At 68.3% G+C, this 16,711-nt stretch carries 14 protein-coding genes; 7 read left to right on the top strand and 7 right to left on the bottom strand.

The features are described 5' to 3' along the window. The first annotated feature begins 21 nt into the window (after nt 1-21). The 5 genes from gap (at nt 22) to ppc (ending at nt 6,236) form a co-directional block, all read left to right on the top strand. On the top strand, nt 22-1,041 hold the full coding sequence (gene gap, locus OHB23_RS14580) for a type I glyceraldehyde-3-phosphate dehydrogenase (protein ID WP_027505278.1): 1,020 nt from the start codon (nt 22-24) through the stop codon (nt 1,039-1,041). Between the two features lie 4 nt (nt 1,042-1,045). After that, a complete protein-coding gene (locus tag OHB23_RS14585; RefSeq protein ID WP_056444694.1) occupies nt 1,046-2,257 on the top strand; it encodes a phosphoglycerate kinase in 1,212 nt (403 codons plus the stop codon). A 3-nt stretch (nt 2,258-2,260) separates the two neighbouring features. Further along, the gene (tpiA, locus tag OHB23_RS14590; protein WP_222637593.1) at nt 2,261-3,076 is read left to right on the top strand and encodes a triose-phosphate isomerase; all 816 of its coding nucleotides are present in this window, start codon (nt 2,261-2,263) and stop codon (nt 3,074-3,076) included. An 89-nt stretch (nt 3,077-3,165) separates the two neighbouring features. Beyond that, entirely contained in the window at nt 3,166-3,399 is a 234-nt protein-coding gene (secG, locus tag OHB23_RS14595; RefSeq protein WP_027505281.1) for a preprotein translocase subunit SecG, read from the top strand. 68 nt (nt 3,400-3,467) lie between these two features. Further along, the gene (gene ppc / locus OHB23_RS14600) at nt 3,468-6,236 is read left to right on the top strand and encodes a phosphoenolpyruvate carboxylase (protein WP_328809778.1); all 2,769 of its coding nucleotides are present in this window, start codon (nt 3,468-3,470) and stop codon (nt 6,234-6,236) included. A 236-nt stretch (nt 6,237-6,472) separates the two neighbouring features. Here the strand turns inward: ppc and pgl are convergent, their stop codons facing one another. From pgl to tkt, 5 genes are read right to left on the bottom strand one after another with little or no spacing between them, the layout of a single operon-like run. After that, on the bottom strand, nt 6,473-7,213 hold the full coding sequence (pgl, locus tag OHB23_RS14605; protein ID WP_328809779.1) for a 6-phosphogluconolactonase: 741 nt from the start codon (nt 7,211-7,213) through the stop codon (nt 6,473-6,475). Continuing rightward, a complete protein-coding gene (gene opcA / locus OHB23_RS14610; protein ID WP_027505284.1) occupies nt 7,206-8,111 on the bottom strand; it encodes a glucose-6-phosphate dehydrogenase assembly protein OpcA in 906 nt (301 codons plus the stop codon). The genes pgl and opcA overlap by 8 nt, the downstream gene beginning before the upstream one ends. Beyond that, nucleotides 8,108-9,667, bottom strand: coding sequence for a glucose-6-phosphate dehydrogenase (gene zwf, locus OHB23_RS14615; RefSeq protein ID WP_328809780.1), 1,560 nt, complete (start codon nt 9,665-9,667; stop codon nt 8,108-8,110). Before zwf ends, opcA begins: the two co-directional genes overlap by 4 nt. Nucleotides 9,668-9,670: 3 nt before the next feature. Next, complete coding sequence (gene tal / locus OHB23_RS14620; protein WP_027505286.1) at nt 9,671-10,792, bottom strand: transaldolase; 1,122 nt, start codon at nt 10,790-10,792, stop codon at nt 9,671-9,673. Nucleotides 10,793-10,796: 4 nt separating this feature from the next. Next, nucleotides 10,797-12,896 carry a transketolase gene (tkt, locus tag OHB23_RS14625; RefSeq protein ID WP_027505287.1) on the bottom strand — a complete coding sequence of 700 codons (2,100 nt, stop codon included), beginning with the start codon at nt 12,894-12,896 and terminating at the stop codon, nt 10,797-10,799. Between the two features lie 337 nt (nt 12,897-13,233). Here tkt and OHB23_RS14630 point away from each other — a divergent pair, with 337 nt between their 5' ends. Continuing rightward, the gene (locus OHB23_RS14630) at nt 13,234-14,211 is read left to right on the top strand and encodes a heme o synthase (protein WP_442973044.1); all 978 of its coding nucleotides are present in this window, start codon (nt 13,234-13,236) and stop codon (nt 14,209-14,211) included. Nucleotides 14,212-14,224: 13 nt separating this feature from the next. On the opposite strand, the gene OHB23_RS14635 is transcribed toward OHB23_RS14630, so the two are convergent. Next, nucleotides 14,225-15,190 (bottom strand): quinone oxidoreductase family protein, encoded by a 966-nt coding sequence (locus OHB23_RS14635; RefSeq protein ID WP_328809781.1) that lies wholly within the window; start codon nt 15,188-15,190, stop codon nt 14,225-14,227. A gap of 105 nt (nt 15,191-15,295) precedes the next feature. On the opposite strand from OHB23_RS14635, the gene OHB23_RS14640 reads away from it, so the two are divergent. Next, nucleotides 15,296-15,676: a hypothetical protein gene (locus OHB23_RS14640; RefSeq protein WP_027505290.1), complete on the top strand. Its 381-nt coding sequence runs from the start codon at nt 15,296-15,298 to the stop codon at nt 15,674-15,676. A gap of 10 nt (nt 15,677-15,686) precedes the next feature. Here the strand turns inward: OHB23_RS14640 and OHB23_RS14645 are convergent, their stop codons facing one another. After that, entirely contained in the window at nt 15,687-16,670 is a 984-nt protein-coding gene (locus OHB23_RS14645) for a COX15/CtaA family protein (RefSeq protein ID WP_027505291.1), read from the bottom strand. Between the last annotated feature and the right edge of the window lie 41 nt (nt 16,671-16,711).

Below are 16,711 nucleotides of genomic sequence, written 5' to 3' on the forward strand. Positions count from 1 at the left end.
TTCAACACAAAGGAGCGAACAGTGACGGTTCGGGTTGGCGTGAACGGCTTCGGTCGTATCGGACGTAACTTCTTCCGGGCGGTCGATGCGCAGAAGGCGCTCGGCACCACCGACATCGAGATCGTTGCGGTGAACGACCTCACCGACAACGCAACGCTCGCTCACCTGCTCAAGTACGACTCCATCCTCGGCCGCCTCCCGCACGACGTCTCGCTCGAGGGCGACGACACCATCGTCGTCGGCGACCGCAAGATCAAGGCTCTCTCGCTGCGCGAGGGTCCCTCCGCCCTGCCGTGGGGAGACCTGGGCGTCGACGTCGTCGTCGAGTCCACCGGCATCTTCACCGACGCGTCGAAGGCTCAGGGCCACATCGACGCCGGTGCCAAGAAGGTCATCATCTCCGCGCCGGCCAAGGGCGAGGACATCACCATCGTCATGGGCGTCAACGACGACAAGTACGACGGCAGCCAGAACATCATCTCGAACGCTTCGTGCACCACCAACTGCCTCGGCCCCATCGCCAAGGTGCTCGACGACGAGTTCGGCATCGTCAAGGGCCTCATGACCACGATCCACGCCTACACGCAGGATCAGAACCTGCAGGACGGTCCGCACTCGGACCTGCGTCGCGCCCGCGCCGCCGCGCTCAACGTCGTGCCCACGGGCACCGGCGCCGCGAAGGCCATCGGCCTGGTGCTCCCGCAGCTGCTCGGCAAGCTCGACGGCTACGCGCTGCGCGTCCCGATCCCCACGGGTTCGGTCACCGACCTCACCGCCCAGGTGCGCAAGACCGCCTCGGTCGAGGAGATCAACGCGGCCATGAAGGCTGCGGCCGAGGGCCCGCTGAAGGGCATCCTGAAGTACACCGACGCACCGATCGTCTCCTCCGACATCGTCACCGACCCGGCGTCGTCGATCTTCGACTCGGGCCTGACCAAGGTCATCGAGGACCAGGTCAAGATCGTCTCCTGGTACGACAACGAGTGGGGCTACTCCAACCGTCTCGTCGACCTCATCGGACTCGTCGGAAAGTCGCTCTGACCCGATGGCCGTCAAGACACTGCAGGATCTCATCGACGAGGGCGTCGACGGACGCGGCGTCCTCGTCCGTGCCGATTTCAACGTTCCGCTCGACGACGGGCAGATCACGGACGCCGGCCGTATCGAGGCGTCGCTCCCGACGCTGAAGACGCTGCTCGAGGCGGGTGCCAAGCTCATCGTGACCGCGCACCTCGGCCGGCCGGAGGGCAAGCCGGACGCCGCGTTCTCGTTGGCTCCGGTCGCGGCGAAGCTCGGCGAACTGCTGGGACGCCACGTCCAGCTCGCCGGTGACGTCGTCGGTCAGGACGCCGAGGCTCGCGCCGAGGGTCTGACCGACGGAGACGTTCTCCTGCTCGAGAACATCCGCTTCGATCCGCGCGAGACCAGCAAGGACGACGCCGAGCGGCTGGCGCTGGCGAAGGAACTGGCCACGCTGGCCGGCGACGACGCCGCGTTCGTGTCCGACGGTTTCGGTGTCGTGCATCGCAAGCAGGCGTCGGTCTACGACGTCGCGACGCTGCTCCCGCACTACGCGGGCACGCTGGTCGCGACCGAGGTCGACGTCCTGACGAAGCTGACCGAGACCCCCGAGCGTCCCTACGCCGTGGTGCTCGGCGGCTCCAAGGTGTCCGACAAGATCGGTGTCATCGAGGCGCTGGCGCCGAAGGTCGACACGCTGGTCATCGGCGGCGGCATGGCTTTCACCTTCCTTGCGGCGCAAGGGTATTCCGTGGGCACGTCGCTGCTGCAGGAAGATCGCATCGAGACGTGCAAGGACCTGCTCGAGCGTTTCGGTGACGTCATCCACCTTCCGACGGACTTCGTCGTCGCCGACAGCTTCTCCGCCGACGCGGAGTCGAAGACGGTGAAGGCGTCGGAGATCCCCGACGGCTGGATGGGTCTGGACGTGGGGCCCGACTCGGTGGACCGTTTCGAGGCGGTGCTGAGCAACGCCAAGACCATCTTCTGGAACGGTCCCGCCGGAGTCTTCGAGTTCGAGAAGTTCTCGAAGGGCACCGAAGGTATCGCTCGGGCGATCATCGCGGCGACCACGAAGGGCGCGTTCAGTGTCGTGGGCGGTGGCGACTCCGCCGCGGCCGTGCGCACGCTGGGTCTCCCGGACGCCGGTTTCTCGCACATCTCCACCGGTGGCGGTGCCTCCCTCGAGTACCTCGAGGGCAAGCAGCTCCCCGGCCTGTCGGTACTGGAGGGCTGAACCATGACATCTCCACGAGCTTCGCTCGACCGTAAGGCCAGGACCCCGTTCATCGCCGGTAACTGGAAGATGAATCTGAACCACCTCGAGGCCATCGCCCTGGTGCAGAAGATCGCCTTCTCGTTGCCAGCGAAGTACTTCGAGAAGGTCGACGTCGCGGTGATCCCGCCGTTCACCGACATCCGCAGTGTCCAGACGTTGATCGAGGGCGACAAGCTCCTGCTCACGTTCGGCGCGCAGGATCTCTCGCCCCACGACTCCGGCGCCTACACCGGCGACATCAGCGGTGCCTTTCTGGCCAAGCTGGGCTGCACGTACGTCGTGGTCGGGCACTCGGAGCGTCGCGCCGGACACGGCGAGACCGACGAGGCGGTGCTCGCCAAGACCAAGGCCGCGCTGAAGCACGGACTCGTGCCGATCGTCTGCATCGGTGAGGGTCTCGAGGTGCGGGAGGCCGGCGAGCACGTGGCGTTCAACGTCGAGCAGCTCCGCGGGTCCCTCGCGGGTCTGAGTGCTGAGGAGATCGGGAAGATCGTCGTCGCCTACGAGCCGGTGTGGGCCATCGGTACCGGCCGCGTGGCCAGTGCCGCGGACGCGCAGGAAGTCTGCGGAGCCATCCGTCAGGAGCTGGCGTCGCTCGCCGACGTCGACACGGCGGCGGCGGTCCGTGTGCTGTACGGCGGATCGGTCAGCTCGAAGAACGTGGGCGAGATCGTCGGCCAGACCGACGTCGACGGTGCACTGGTGGGCGGAGCGTCGCTGAAGGCGGACGAGTTCGCCACCCTGTGTGCCATCGCCGCCGGGGGACCGCTTCCCTGACCCACCGCGCATCACCGATCGAAGGGCACGTCGCACACGCGACGTGCCCTTCGTCGTTCGGCGGCGCGCGGCCTGTAACATTGGCCATCATGCGCACGTTCCTGGACATCCTGCTGGTGGTCACCAGCATCGGCCTGCTCGTCTTCGTCCTGCTGCACCGCGGCAAGGGCGGCGGCCTGTCGAGCCTGTTCGGTGGTGGCGTGCAGTCGTCTCTGTCCGGGTCCAGCGTCGTCGAGAAGAACCTCGACCGTGTCACCGTCTTCACCGGTGTCGTGTGGCTCATCTGCATCCTGGGCATCGGCCTGGAGATCAAGTTCGCCTGATCGGGTGACGTGACCCCTGCCGTGAGCCCCGCGCTGCGGTCCGGGGGTGCGCCGACGATACTGTCCTCATGACAGTCGTGGATCCAGGTCTGCCCGCCACCGAACCTCTGCGAGAGGACATTCGGCTCCTCGGTGGAATACTCGGTTCCGTCGTCCGGGACCACGAGGGCGAGGAGATCTTCGACCTCGTCGAGCAGGCCCGAGTGGAGTCGTTCCGGGTGCGGCGGTCGGAGATCGATCGCGGCGAACTCGCCCGGCTCTTCGACGGAATCGACATCACGCGTGCCATCCCGGTGATCCGGGCGTTCAGTCACTTCTCGCTTCTCGCCAACCTGGCGGAGGACATTCACCGCGAGCGCCGCCGCGCCGTGCACGTGCGTGCCGGGGAGCCGCCTCAGGACAGCAGTCTCGCCTCCACCTACAGCAAGCTCGATGCGGCGCGCCTCGACGCCGCCACGGTGGAGGACCTGCTCCGCGACGCCCTGGTGTCGCCCGTCATCACCGCGCATCCCACCGAGACGCGTCGCCGCACCGTGTCGGAGATCCAGAGCCGCATCACCGATCTGATGCGCTTCCGTGAGCGCACGGAACTGGACGACACGGAGATCGCGGAGACCGACGCGAAGATCGAGCGGCAGATCCTCGCACTGTGGCAGACGGCGCTGATCCGGCTGTCACGCTTGCGGATCCAGGACGAGATCGAGGTGGGTCTGCGCTACTACGACATGTCGCTCTTCGACGTGATCCCACGCATCAACACCGAGCTGCGGGCAGCGCTCCGCAGCCGTTGGCCGGATGCCGACCTGCTGACGCAGCCGATGCTGCGACCCGGATCGTGGATCGGCGGCGACCGGGACGGCAACCCCTTCGTCACCGGGGAGATCGTGCACCGCGCGACCAACCGTGCCGCGCAGGTGGCGTTCACCCGGTATCTCGCGGATCTCGTCGGTCTCGAGCACGAGCTGTCCATGTCGGCTCGGTTGATCGACGTGGACGCGGACCTGCAGGCCCTGGCCGATGCGTCGAAGGACGAGTCGGCGTTCCGCGCGGACGAGCCCTTCCGCCGAGCTGTGCGCGGTATCCGCGGGCGACTGTCGGCGACGGCACGCCGCATGCTGGACGTGGTTCCGGACAACACCCTCGACTCGCCGGAACTCGAGCCGTACGGCGCCCCGCAGGAGATGCTCGACGATCTGGACCTGCTGGACCGCTCGTTGCGGCGCACGGCCAACGGCGTCATCGCCGACGACCGACTCGCGACGCTCCGGCAGGCGCTTGAGACCTTCGGGTTCCACCTGTCCGGGCTCGACATGCGGCAGAACTCCGAGATCCACGAACAGGTCGTGGCGGAGTTGCTGGCCTGGGCGGACGTCCACGCGGACTACGCGTCACTGTCGGAGGACGAGCGCGTCGCGATCCTCTCCGCCGAGCTCGAGACGCGGCGACCCCTCATCGGGCCCCGCGCGGAGTTCAGCGAGCAGACGGCCAAGGAGCTGGCGATCGTCGAGTCCGCCGCGGACGCCGTGCGCACCTTCGGCGGCGGCGCGGTGCCGAACTACATCATCAGCATGTGCACCTCGGTCAGCGACATGCTCGAGGCCGCGGTGCTGCTCAAGGAGGCGGGCATCCTCGATCCCGGCGACGCCGAGACGGGTCCGTCCTCGCCCGTCGGTGTGGTGCCGCTGTTCGAGACGATCGACGATCTCCAGCAGGGCGCGGCGACCCTCACCGCGACGTTGTCCATCCCCGTCTACCGGGCGCTGGTGACGTCCCGCGGGGACAACCAGGAAGTGATGCTGGGGTACTCCGACTCCAACAAGGACGGCGGGTACCTGGCCGCGAACTGGGCGCTCTACCGTGCCGAACTCGACCTCGTCGAGGCTGCACGCGCCGCCGGGATCCGGCTACGACTGTTCCACGGCCGCGGTGGCACCGTGGGCCGCGGCGGTGGCCCGAGCTACGACGCCATCCTCGCTCAGCCCACCGGTGCGGTCACCGGCTCGCTGCGGATCACCGAGCAGGGCGAGGTGATCGCGGCGAAGTACGCGGAACCCCGCCTGGCGCGCCGCAACCTCGAGACGCTGTTGGCGGCGACCATCGAGAGCACGTTGCTCGACGTCGAGGGGCTCGGGGACGACGCCGAGCCGGCCTACGCGTTGCTCGACGATCTGGCGGCACGCGCCCAGGCCGCGTACGGGGCACTGGTCCACGAGACGCCGGGCTTCGTCGAGTACTTTCGGATGTCCACACCGGTCGCCGAGATCGGGGAGCTCAACATCGGCAGCCGGCCGGCGTCGCGGAAGCCCACCAACTCGGTGTACGACCTGCGGGCGATCCCGTGGGTGATGTCGTGGAGTCAGTCGCGGGTGATGTTGCCCGGCTGGTACGGAGTGGGTACCGCGTTCGAGGACTGGGTCGGCGGCGACGCGGACAAGCTGGCCACGTTGACCCATCTGTACCGGCGGTGGCCGTTCTTCCGGACGGTGCTGTCCAACATGGCGCAGGTCATGGCCAAGTCGGATCTGGGGCTCGCCGCCCGGTACTCCGAACTGGTGCCGGACGAGCAGCTCCGCAAGACCGTTTTCGACATGATCTCGACCGAGCATGCCAAGACCGTGTCGATGTACCTGAAGATCACCGGGCACGACGGGCTGCTCGACGACAACCCGGCGCTGGCGCGGTCGGTGTTCAACCGCTTCCCGTACCTCGAGCCGCTGAACCACCTGCAGGTGGAACTACTCGCACAGCTGCGGGCGGGAGACGATCGCGAGCAGGTCAAGCGCGGCATCCTGCTGACCATGAACGGGCTCGCGACCGCGTTGCGCAACAGCGGATAGAGGGAACCGCGAGGACCCTCCCGGCGTCGAACAGAACAGACACATTCGACGCCGGGAGGATCTCCGTCATGACTCCGCAGAACGAACACCGTTGCACCGCAACCGGATCCGCGTGGCGCAGGGGAGTGCCCCGGCGTCGACCAGCGGCCTCGACACCCGTCCGACCGAAGGACGATCAGCCCGGACGGCCGCCGGCCTGACCGTCGCTCAGAGGCGGGACGCCGACCCCGCGTCGCTCAGAGGCGGGACGCCGACCCCGCGTCCAGGAACCACACGGTCGACTCGAGGCCGTGTGCCCCGGCGGCCGGATGCTCGACCGGGTCCGCGCCCCCGACACAGGCGGCGACGGCATCGGCCTTGCCCTCGCCCGAGACGAGGAACCACACGTGCCGAGACCTGTTCACCGCCGGGAGCGTCAGCGTGATGCGCACGGGAGGCGGCTTGGGGGAGTCGGTCACGGCCACGACCCAGCGTGACTTCTCCTGCACCGCGTCACCGTGGGCGAAGAGGGAGTTGACGTGAGAATCCGGGCCCATGCCGAGCAGGTGGATGTCGAAGGCGGGTCCGTCCTCCGGTGCGAAGGCTGCCACCGACTGCAGGTAGGTCACCGCCGCGGCCTCGACGTCGTCGCCCAGCGGCGAGTCGGACGGGGCCATGACGTGCACGCGGTCGGGATCGACGCCGACGTGATCGAGCAGGGCGTCCCTGGCCTGCATGTAGTTGCGTTCCGGGTCGCCCTCGGGGAGGAAGCGTTCGTCACCGAAGAAGACGTCGACGGCGGACCAGTCGATATCACCGCCGAGGTCGCGGACAGCGGCCAGGGTCGCGACGCCGGTGCCGCCACCGGTCAGCACCACGGAGGCGGTACCGCGTGCTCGCTGGGCATCGACGACCACCGAGACGAATCGCTCGGCCGCGGCGCGGGCGAGAGCCGCCGTGTCGTCGGAACGGTGGATCTCCGGTCGTGTCTCACTCATAGGTCACCTTCGTCAGGCCGGCGAGGGCCTCTTCGTAGATCTCGTCACGGTCGAGTCGACGCAGCTCCTCCGCGAGGCAGTCGCGGGTCTCCCTCCGGGCGAGTGAGACCAGCGTGTCCGGTTGTCCGGTGCGGATGAGGGTGGCCGTGGTGCCGGTCTGCGGCCTGCTGATGGACACGGTGCTGTCGGCCAGCACCATCTCCACACGCAGGTCGCCGACCTTGCGCACCACGGGGACGTCGAGGCGGGCGGCGAACCACCCGGCGAGGATGTCCAGTGCGGGCTCCTCGCGCAGACCCGACACGGTCACCGATCGCACCGGCTCGGCCTGCTGGTCGAGTGCCGTGGTGAGCAGCGCACGCCAATAGGTGATGCGCGACCAGGCGAGGTCGGAATCCCCCTCGGCGTACGACTCGAGTCGCGACGAGATGGCAGCGCGCGGGTCGGGTGAGTTGGTCGCGTCGGTGATCCGGCGGATGGCGAGTCGGCCCACCGGGTCCTCCTTCGGGACCGCCGGTGCTCCGCTCGGCCACCAGGCCACCACGGGGGTGTCCGGCAGCAGGAAGGGGAGGACGACGCTCTGCTCGTGTTCCGACAGCTCGCCCCGTAGTCGCAGGAAGACCACCTCGGACGCGCCCGCGTCGCCGCCGACGCGGATCTGCGCGTCCAGCACGTCGTCGTCGTCGCGATCACCGCGGGCCAACACGATCACACGACACGGGTGCTCCCGGCTGGCCTCGTTGGCCGCCTCGATCGCGGCTTCGAACTTCGCGGGATCACGGATGACGACCACCAGGGTGAGCACCCGACCGAGCGTGACGGCGCCGCCCGATTCGCGGAGCTCCACCAGCTTCTTCGAGACGGCACCGGTGGTGGTGGCGGGCAGATCGACGATCACGGCCTTCTCCATTCGCGTCCGGTGCGCTGCATCATCTCGTTGGCCGAGTCGGGGCCCCACGTGCCGGCCTCGTACGGATCGGCCGCGCCTCCGGACGCCCAGTATTCGAGGATGGGGTCGAGGATCTTCCACGACAGCTCGACTTCGGCATTGACCGGGAAGAGCGACGGCTCACCGAGCAGCACGTCGAGGATGAGCCGCTCGTACGCCTCGGGCGACGACTCGGTGAAGGCCTGGCCGTAACTGAAGTCCATGCTGACGTCCCGCACCTGCATGCTGGACCCCGGCACCTTCGATCCGAAGCGCAGCGTGACGCCCTCGTCGGGCTGCACGCGGATGACGAGTGCGTTCTGGCCCAGTTCCTCGGTCATCGTGGCGTCGAACGGCAGGTGCGGTGCGCGTTTGAAGATCATCGCGATCTCGGTCACGCGCCGCCCGAGCGACTTTCCCGTGCGGAGGTAGAACGGCACGCCGCCCCACCGCCGGGTGTCCACCTCGAGGGTGATGGCCGCGTAGGTCTCGGTGTTCGACTCCGTGTCGAACCCCTCCTCCTCCTTGAGCCCCTTCACCTTCTGGCTGCCCTGCCATCCCGAGGTGTACTGCCCGCGGGCGGCGGTCTGCGCGAAGGGCTCTGCCAGACGCGTCGACGAGAGGACCTTGATCTTCTCGCTCTGCAGCTCGCTGGGGCTGAAGCTGACCGGCTCCTCCATCGCGGTGATGGCGAGCAACTGCAGCAGGTGGTTCTGGATCACGTCGCGCGCAGCGCCGATGCCGTCGTAGTACCCGGCTCGACCCCCCAGGCCGATGTCCTCGGCCATCGTGATCTGCACGTGGTCCACGTAGTGGGCGTTCCAGATCGGGTCGAACAGCTGGTTGGCGAAGCGCAGCGCCAGGATGTTCTGGACCGTCTCCTTGCCGAGGTAGTGGTCGATGCGGAAGACGCGATCCTCCGGGAACACCCGGTTGACGATCGCATTGAGCTCCTTCGCGCTCGCGAGATCGTGGCCGAAGGGCTTCTCGATCACCACTCGACGCCAGTGCCGCGGCGCCTCGTCCTCGGTCTCCGGTCCGGTGGCGAGACCGGACGCCGACAACTGCTCGAGCACCGTGGGGAACGCGCCCGGCGGGATGGACAGGTAGAACGCGTGGTTCCCACCGGTTCCGCGCTCGACGTCGAGTTCCGCGAGCGTTCTCGTGAGCTGATCGAACGCCGCGGCGTCGTCGAACGACCCCTGCACGAAGCGGATGCCTTCCGACAACCGTTCCCACACGTCCTCACGGAACGGCGTCCGGGAGTGCTCCCGGACCGCGTCGTGGACGATGGTGCCGAAGTCCTGGTCCGACCATTCACGCCGGGCGAACCCGACCAGCGCGAACCCGGGCGGCAGGAGCCCACGGTTCGCGAGGTCGTACACCGCCGGCATCAACTTCTTGCGCGCCAGGTCGCCGGTGACACCGAAGATCACCAGGCTGCAGGGCCCGGCGATCCTCGGGAGACGCTTGTCTCTGCTGTCACGGAGCGGATTCACCCAGGGTGTGGCTGACTCCGTCGCCACGGTTCAGCTCTTCGACGCGGCGGAGAGTTGCTCGGAGGTGGCATCGAGCAGTTCGCCCCACGACGCCTCGAACTTCTGGACGCCCTCGTTCTCGAGCACGAGGAAGACGTCGGTCAGGTCGATACCCAGTGCACTGATGGCGTCGAAGACGGCCTGCGACTCCTGACCCTTGCCCGTGATGGTGTCGCCGGTGACCTCGCCGTGGTCGGCGAAGGCGTCCATCGTCTTCTCGGGCATGGTGTTGACGGTGTTCGGGGCGACCAGCTCGGACACGTACAGCGTGTCGGGCAGGGTCGGGTCCTTCACTCCGGTGGAGGCCCAGAGCGGGCGCTGCGGCCGGGCGTTGTCGGTCAGCATGCCCTGGAAACGCGACCCGATCTCGAAGACCTGCTGGTAGGCGACGTACGCGAGGCGTGCGTTGGCCAGTGCGGCCTTGCCCTTCAGGTCGGTCGCCTCCGGTGTTCCGATGGCGTCGAGACGCTTGTCGATCTCGGTGTCGACGCGCGAGACGAAGAACGACGCGACCGAGTGGATCGACGACAGGTCATGGCCCGCGGCCTTCGCCGACTCGAGTCCCTCGAGGTAGGCGTTCATGACGGCCTCGTAGCGCTCGACCGAGAAGATGAGCGTGACGTTGACGCTGATGCCCTCGCCGATGACCTTGGCGATGGCGGGGATGCCGGCCTCGGTGGCGGGGATCTTGATCAGGACGTTGGGCCGGTCGACGATCTTCCACAGCTCGATCGCCTGCGCGACCGTCTTGTCGGTGTCATGGGCCAGGCGGGGATCGACCTCGATGGACACCCGTCCGTCGACTCCGTTGGTCGCCTCGTACACCGGTGCGAGCACGTCGCACGCATTGCGGACGTCGTCGGTGGTGACCGTGCGGATGACGGAATCGACGTCGGCACCGCGAGCGGCGAGCTCGTTCACCTGCTCGTCGTACGAGGTGCCCTTCGACAGGGCGGCCTGGAAGATCGACGGGTTCGTGGTGACGCCGACGACCGACTTGGAGTCGATCAGGTCCTTCAGGTTGCCCGAGGAGATCCGGTCACGGGAGAGGTCGTCCAGCCAGACCGAGACTCCGGCGGCGGACAGGTCTGCGAGATTCTGGTTCTGAGTCATGCTGTCATCCCTTCACGTTGGTGATGGAGCGCTGAGCTGCGGCCACGACGGCCTCGGCCGTGAAGCCGTACTCGCGGAAGAGCGTCGCCGCGTCCGCGGACTCGCCGAAGTGCTCGAGCGAGATGATCTCGCCGAAGCCGCCGACGATCTTGTACCAGGGCATCGCGATGCCGGCCTCGATGGAGACACGGGCCTTCACGGTGGGCGGAAGGACCTGGTCGCGGTAGTTCTGGTCCTGGCTCTCGAACCACTCGACACACGGCATCGAGACGACGCGCGCCGCGATGTCCTGCGCCTCGAGAAGCTTCTGTGCCTCCACGGCGTACTGCACCTCGGAACCGGTCGCGACGATGATCACGTCGGGTGCGGCCTTGGACGACTCGACCAGGACGTACCCGCCCTTGGAGACACCCTCGTAGCTGGTGCCGTCGAGAATCGGGATGCCCTGACGGGTGAGCGCGAGGCCGACGGGTCCGCTGCTCGACGAGCGCGCGAGCACCGCGCGCCAGGCGTGGGCGGTCTCGTTCGCATCGCCGGGGCGCACGACCGAGAGGTTCGGGATCGCGCGCAGCGCCGCGAGGTGTTCGACCGGCTGGTGCGTCGGGCCGTCCTCGCCGAGACCGACGGAGTCGTGGGTCCAGACGTAGATGGGATCGATGTCCATGAGGGACGCGAGGCGCACCGCGGGACGCATGTAGTCACTGAACTGCATGAAGGTGCCGCCGTACGCACGCGTCGGTCCGTGCATGACGATGCCGGACAGGATCGCGCCCATCGCGTGCTCGCGGATACCGAAGTGCAGCGTGCGGCCGTAGGGCTCGGCGTCCCAGTCGTCGGTGGAGATCGACGTCGGGCCGAAGGACTTGGCGCCCTTCATGGTGGTGTTGTTGCTGCCGGCGAGGTCGGCGGAGCCGCCCCACAGCTCCGGCAGGACCGGGCCGACGGCACTGAGGACCTCACCGGACGCGGCGCGCGTCGCGATGGCCTTGCCGCCCGGCTCCCAGGTGGGGAGGACGTCGGTCCATCCGTCGGGCAGCGTGCCCTCGGTCAGACGGTCCAGCAGGCGGCGACGGTCGGGCTCGCGCTCGCTCCACGCGTCGAAGTCCTTGCTCCACGCCTCGTGCGCCGCGCGGCCACGCGCCTGCAGGCCGCGGGTGTGCTCGATGACCTCGTCGGTGACCTCGAACGTCTTCTCGGGATCGAAGCCGAGCGCCTTCTTCACGGCGGCGACCTCGTCGTCACCCAGAGCGGCACCGTGGACGGCACCGGTGTTCATCATCGTGGGGGCCGGGAAGCCGATGATGGTGCGCAGCACGATGATCGAGGGCTTGTCGGTGACGGCCTTGGCCGCCTCGACCGCCTCCTCGATGGCGGTGACGTTCTCGCCGCCCTCCACGACCTGCACGTGCCAGCCGTACGCCTCGTAGCGCTTGGCGGTGTCCTCGGACAGCGCGATGTCGGTGGAGTGCTCGATGGAGATCTTGTTGTCGTCGTAGAACAGGATCAGGTTGCCGAGCTGCTGCGTGCCGGCGAGTGAGGACGCCTCGGAGGTAATGCCCTCCTCGATGTCGCCGTCGGACGCGATGACGTAGACGTAGTGATCGAACGGGCTGTCGCCCCATGCGGGCTCGGGATCGAAGAGTCCACGCTCACGGCGCGACGCCATGGCCATGCCGACGGCCGAGGCCAGGCCCTGACCGAGCGGGCCGGTGGTGATCTCGACGCCCTTGGTGTGGCGGAACTCCGGGTGGCCGGGAGTCTTCGACTTGAACGTGCGCAGCGCCTCGAGATCGGCGAGCTCGAGGCCGAAGCCGCCCAGGTAGAGCTGGATGTACAGCGTGAGGCTCGAGTGGCCGCACGAGAGCACGAAGCGATCGCGGCCGATCCACGTGGTGTCCGTGGGATCGTGGCGCATCGTGCGCTGGAAGAGCGAGTACGCCAGGGGAGCGAGGCTCATGGCGGTTCCGGGGTGGCCGTTGCCGACCTTCTGCACCGCGTCGGCAGCGAGAACACGCACAGTGTCCACCGCCCGTGTGTCCAGATCGGTCCAGTCGCTCGGATGGTGAGCGCTGGTGAGAACGGTGATGTCGTCTGTGATCGACACGGGTGGAGATCTCCTGACACTGTCGGGGTGGGGGTGGCCAGTAGTGCACGGACGCGGCGCACTCGTCGCCGCTCCGCGCGTGATGAGCCTAGTTCCCCGGCGGGTCGGTCGGGGATACCCGGTTCACGGTCGAGCCTAGTTCCGTCCGGGACGCCTCGCTGGTTCCGCGACGGGTGGTCCGCCGCCGATCCGTCACACGACGCCCGAACCATCCGACTACCCGCCGATTGGGGTGATGACACAGGCGGCGTCTACCATCGCTTGTAGTAGCACCATTCCGCTCGGTAACTGGGCCGGGTGGTGGAGCGGACGGTGCGAGAGGGAGATTCGAGTGGGTATGCGGCAGAGCCCGAGCGGACACGGGTTCACCGACAGTCCGACCCGGGACGTGTCGACCGCTCCCACGTCGAGACTCGGCCGGCTGACGGCCAAACCCGCCGCCTACATCGCGCTGACGAAACCGCGCGTGATCGAGCTCCTCCTGGTCGCGACCATCCCCACGATGCTCCTCGCGGACCGCGGCACGGTGAACCTCCCGCTGCTGTTCGCCACGCTGTTCGGCGGGTGGATGGGTGCCGCCAGCGCCAACACGCTGAACTGCGTCGTCGACGCGGACATCGACAAGGTCATGAAGCGCACCGCGCGGCGGCCCCTGGCCCGCGAGGCCGTGCCGACGTCGCACGCCTTCGTCTTCGGCGCGCTCCTCGGAGTCGGATCTCTCCTCTGGCTCTGGTGGGCGGCGAACCTCCTCAGTGGGATCCTGGTCGTCGCGACGATTCTGTTCTACGTCCTCGTCTACACGATGGTGCTCAAGCGCCGGACCTCGCAGAACGTGGTCTGGGGCGGTGCCGCGGGATGCATGCCCGCACTCGTCGGATGGTCCGCCGTGACCGGGACCGTCGGGTGGCAGGCGATCGTCCTGTTCCTCGTCATCTTCTTCTGGACTCCGCCCCACACATGGGCCCTGGCCATGCGCTACAAGGACGACTACAAGGCGGCGGGTGTGCCCATGCTGCCCGTCGTCGCCACCGAACAGGTCGTCACCCGGCAGATCGTCCTCTACACCTGGGCCACGGTTGCGGCCACGGCTGCGTTGATCCCGGCGGCCGGTGTCGTCTACGCCGCGGTCGCCCTGGCGGCGGGTGCCTGGTTCCTCCTCATGGCGCACCAGCTCTACTCGGGCGTGAGACGCGGCGAGGCCGTGAAGCCGCTGCGCCTGTTCCTGCAGTCGAACAACTACCTCGCGGTCGTCTTCATCGGTCTCGCCGTCGACTCCGTGCTCGGGATGTCCACGGTCTCCGACTTCGTCTCCTGACATCCGCTCCGCGTCAGGGTTCCAGCACGATCGATCCCGCCGTCCGCCGGCTCTCCAGGTCGATGTGCGCCTGCCGGGCCTGCTCGAGTGGATAGCGATGCTCGACTCGGACCGTCAGGGTTCCGTCCGCCAGCGCGCGCACCACGTCTCCGCCGCGCCATTCCAGCTCTGCCCGGTCGCGGATGTGATGCGCGAGGGTGGGGCGGGTCAGGAACACCGAGCCGGCCTTGTTGAGGCGTTGCGGGTCCACCGGCGGTACCGGCCCGCTCGCGGCACCGAAGAGGGCCACTGTCCCGCGGATGCGCACGCTCTCGAGGCTCGCGTCGAACGTCGAGGCACCGACGCCGTCGTACACCGCCGCGACGCCGACACCGTCGGTGATGTCGCGCACGCGTGACGGGATGTCGTCGTCGTAGCGGAGAACGTGAGTCGCGCCTGCCTCGCGCGACAACGCCTCCTTCTCGTCGGTGGACACGGTGGTGATCACCGTCGCGCCCTTCGCCGTGACGAGCTGCGTGAGAATCAGCCCGACTCCGCCCGCGCCGGCATGCACCAGCACCACGTCGCCGGACCGCACGGGGTACGTCGACTCGATCAGATAGTGCGCCGTCATGCCCTGGAGCAGCACGGATGCCGCCTGAGGGGGATCCACACCCGCCGGCACCGCGATGGCAGCGGCGGCCGGGACCCGCACGAGTTCGGCGTAGCTCCCGAGCGCTGCGGCCCATGCGACGCGGTCGCCGACCGAGAACCCGGACACCTCCGAGCCCACCTGCTCGACGACGCCGGTGCCCTCGTCGCCCGGGACGTACGGCAGCTCCCGCGGGTAGGACCCGCTGCGGAAGTACGTGTCGATGTAGTTGATCCCGGAGGCCTGGACCCGGACCAGTAGATCGGCCGGGCCGGGTACCGGATCGGGGACGTCGGTCACGTCGAGGACGTCGGGTCCGCCGGTTCTGGTCACGAGTACAGCGCGCATGGGAAAAGTCTGCCACCGCGCCCGCGACAGCGGGGGCGGGACGGACCCACCGCTGAGTTACCGGCCAGTAGGGACGCGTGGGACGGACCGGGTATTCTCACGATCATGAGCACCGAGAGCATCGAGAACGCACCCAAGGGTGACTCCGGGCAGAGCACCGAGACGGCGGCCCCGCCGTCGAACCTGGTGTCCTCGATCGAGTCGTTCGTCGCAGCGCACGGCGGGTCCGCGACGGTGGTGTTGCAGCCGCTCGGCCGCGCCGGTGTCCGCATGACCCTGGTTGGTGCCGACGGGATCCTGGGGGACCGGGTCGCCGGCAATCTCCGCATCGCGCACGCGGTGGTGGACTCGCTCGACTCCGTGACCCTCGGTGACTGGGACCGCGAGCTGACGAGCATCGTCACCCCGCGCAAGGGTCACTTCGCGCAGATGGCGGGATGGGTGGCGCGTCAGTCGCGTTTCCCGAAGGCGCGCAACGGTCTCTGACCGCGTCCGATCAGTCCGCGCGGGCCAGCCGCGGCGAGGTCACGTCGGTGTCCTCGGCTGCCGGCACGGTCTCCCGCTCCCGCAGAGACACCCAGAGAGCGGCCGTGGCGGCCGTGGCCGCGGCAGCACCGGCGACGTGGACGGCCACGAGGGCCGCAGGGACGTCGGTGAAGTACTGGACGATGCCGACGCACGCCTGGGCGACGACGATCGCGATGACCACCTGCAGACGCTTCTTGATGGCCGAGGCTCCGGACGGACTGACGGCGTAGACGGCGAACGTGAGCCCCACCAGCAGCGCCAGGTACCCCACCAGAAGTTCGGCGTGCAGGTGCACCAGCGTGACGATCTCCACCTCGAGCCGAGCCACGTCCGCGTCACCGGCATGCGGTCCCGCGCCGGTGACCATGGTGCCCGCCACCAGAACTCCGGCGAGAAGGACCGCAGACAGCACGGTCAACCACCGCAGCGGCGCGGGCACGGCGGGTACCGAGACGCCCTCGTCCTTCTCACCGATCTTGTGGAACAGCAACGTCGCGAGCCAGACCATCAGCATCGAGATCACGAGGTGCACCGCCACGGTCCACCACAGCAGCCCGGTGAGCACCGTGATGCCGCCGACGCCGGCCTGCAGCACCGTGCCCGCAGGCATGAGCCACGCGTAGACGACCACCTCGCGGCGGCGCCGTGCCCGTGTCACCGCCAGGACGATGGCAGCCGCGGTGAGGACCACGGCGAAGGTGAGCATGCGGTTGCCGAACTCGACCGCCTGGTGCAGGACGGGCACCTCGGACACGCCGACGGGCGTGAAGCTGCCGGGGAAACACTGCGGCCACGTGGGGCACCCGAGCCCGGAGCCCGTCACCCGGACCACGGCGCCCGTCACCGAGATACCGCCCTGCGTCAGGATCACGACGAACGCGATGATTCGCTGGACGCGAACGGAGGGGACCGGGAGGCGGTCGACCACGGAGAAGTACGCACGGGAGAGCACACGTCGATGGTAGACGGCATCTCCTACGCTGCGTAGTTGGC

It is taken from the genome of Rhodococcus sp. NBC_00294, assembly GCF_036163995.1.
GTDB lineage: Bacteria > Actinomycetota > Actinomycetes > Mycobacteriales > Mycobacteriaceae > Rhodococcoides.

Excerpts from the sequence above, each read along its gene's own strand:
- OHB23_RS14640 (WP_027505290.1), top strand. The coding sequence starts at position 15,296 with ATGAGCACCGAGAGCATCGAGAACGCACCCAAGGGTGACTCCGGGCAG.
- OHB23_RS14635 (WP_328809781.1), bottom strand. The coding sequence starts at position 15,190 with ATGCGCGCTGTACTCGTGACCAGAACCGGCGGACCCGACGTCCTCGAC.
- ppc (WP_328809778.1), top strand. The coding sequence starts at position 3,468 with ATGACAGTCGTGGATCCAGGTCTGCCCGCCACCGAACCTCTGCGAGAG.
- pgl (WP_328809779.1), bottom strand. The coding sequence starts at position 7,213 with ATGAGTGAGACACGACCGGAGATCCACCGTTCCGACGACACGGCGGCT.
- OHB23_RS14630 (WP_442973044.1), top strand. The coding sequence starts at position 13,234 with ATGCGGCAGAGCCCGAGCGGACACGGGTTCACCGACAGTCCGACCCGG.
- OHB23_RS14585 (WP_056444694.1), top strand. The coding sequence starts at position 1,046 with ATGGCCGTCAAGACACTGCAGGATCTCATCGACGAGGGCGTCGACGGA.
- tpiA (WP_222637593.1), top strand. The coding sequence starts at position 2,261 with ATGACATCTCCACGAGCTTCGCTCGACCGTAAGGCCAGGACCCCGTTC.
- tal (WP_027505286.1), bottom strand. The coding sequence starts at position 10,792 with ATGACTCAGAACCAGAATCTCGCAGACCTGTCCGCCGCCGGAGTCTCG.
- secG (WP_027505281.1), top strand. The coding sequence starts at position 3,166 with ATGCGCACGTTCCTGGACATCCTGCTGGTGGTCACCAGCATCGGCCTG.